1 protein-coding gene is annotated in these 1,608 nt (G+C 47.0%); it reads right to left on the reverse strand.

The window, feature by feature from the left end; translation table 11 throughout:
• Positions 1–106: 106 nt before the first annotated feature.
• Positions 107–1,528: a cytochrome c oxidase accessory protein CcoG gene (ccoG, locus tag R7P69_RS24575; protein ID WP_021449054.1), complete on the reverse strand. Its 1,422-nt coding sequence runs from the start codon at positions 1,526–1,528 to the stop codon at positions 107–109.
• Positions 1,529–1,608: the final 80 nt, after the last annotated feature.

The raw sequence follows: 1,608 nt of genomic DNA on the forward strand, positions 1-1,608 counted from the left end.
ACCACATGAAATCAGGGGTGAGGGCGTCAAAGTTAAACATACTTTGGGACATATAAACAAAAAGGCTCATTACTGAGCCTTTTTCCATTAATTATCGACGTTGTCGTTACAGCTTTTTGATAAACCGACTTTCAACTTCGATAGTGAATTCGTTGCTCTTATCGGTGAGTATAAACTGAATTGTGGTGATCGCAGAGTTTAGCTTGTCAGGATCGGCACCAAGGCTCATTGGCAAGTTCAACACTTCCCCTGGCTCAACTTGAATCGTTTGTTTGCCGTACCAACTCACATCGCTCAATCCTTTTACATCCAGATTGTATTCTTGGACTTGTTGAGTTTTGTTGATCACTTTTAGGGTGTAGGTGTTTTCTACTTCGCCAGCGCTGTTCACGCGGAACAGTTGGTTACGGTCGCGAATCACGCTCATGCCTGCAGGATCGACGGCGGCGATTTGAGCGAAGAACAGACCAATCATCACCAAGAGTACCGCGCCGTAGCCCAGTAGCTTAGGTCGCATCACTTTGGTGTGTTTGCCCGATAGACGGTGTTCTGTGGTGTAGCTGATTAAGCCTTTTTCGTAGCCCATGCGATCCATGGTGTTGTCACACGCATCAATACAAGCGCCACAGTTAATACATTCATACTGCAAGCCGTCACGGATATCGATGCCAGTTGGACACACCTGCACACACAGATCACAGTCAATACAGTCACCTAAGCCCAGTTGTTTTGGATCGGCTTTACGTGAACGCGGGCCGCGCTTTTCACCACGTTTGGTATCGTAACCGACGATGAACGTGTCTTTGTCGAACATCGCTGATTGAAAACGCGCGTAAGGACACATGTGAATACACATGATTGAGCGCATCCAACCTGCGTTGCCGTAAGTACAGATGGCAAAGAACATGACCCAGAATACTGGCCAGAAGTTCGCGTTGAAGGTGAAGAAATCAATCACCAGCTGTTTCATCGGCACAAAGTAACCAACAAAGGTGAATCCTGTGGCGAGTGCGATAGCAAACCAAGCGATGTGCTTGAGTGTTTTACGCATGGCTAAGTTGGCGGTGAGTTTATTGGCGTCTTGTTTGCGACGTTTATTCGCGCTGCCTTCGAGTTTTTCTTCAAACCAGATGTACATGAAGGTCCACACGGTTTGCGGGCAGAGATAGCCACACCAGACTCGGCCTAAAAAGGTGGTAATGAAGAACAGGCCAAACGCTGCGATCACAAAGAGCAAAGCGAGTAGGGTCAGATCTTGCGGATAAAGCGTGGTGCCGAAAAAGTTGAACTGCTGGTTGCCAATATCAAGCAAGATCGCTTGTCGCTCGCCGTATGGGATCCACGGTACCAAAGCAAACAGTAGCAGTAAGAACCAACCACCGTAGCGACGCAGTTTTTGGTAAGTCCCTTTACTTTCTCGAACGTAGATGCGATTGCTTGGGTTAAAACGATCCCCGTTTCCTTTATGGGTTTTCGGGTTGAAAGTCTTGGGAGTCACATCTTTGATATCGATCTTGTCCTGACTCATGCACTCATCCTTCTTAGGCTTTTTTATAATGTACGGCGGCATTTCTGGTGATGTCGCTCTGTGACATTGCTATTAATTAT

Origin of the sequence: Vibrio sp. 661 (assembly GCF_033339315.1) — a bacterium.
GTDB classification, from domain to species: domain Bacteria; phylum Pseudomonadota; class Gammaproteobacteria; order Enterobacterales; family Vibrionaceae; genus Vibrio; species Vibrio alginolyticus.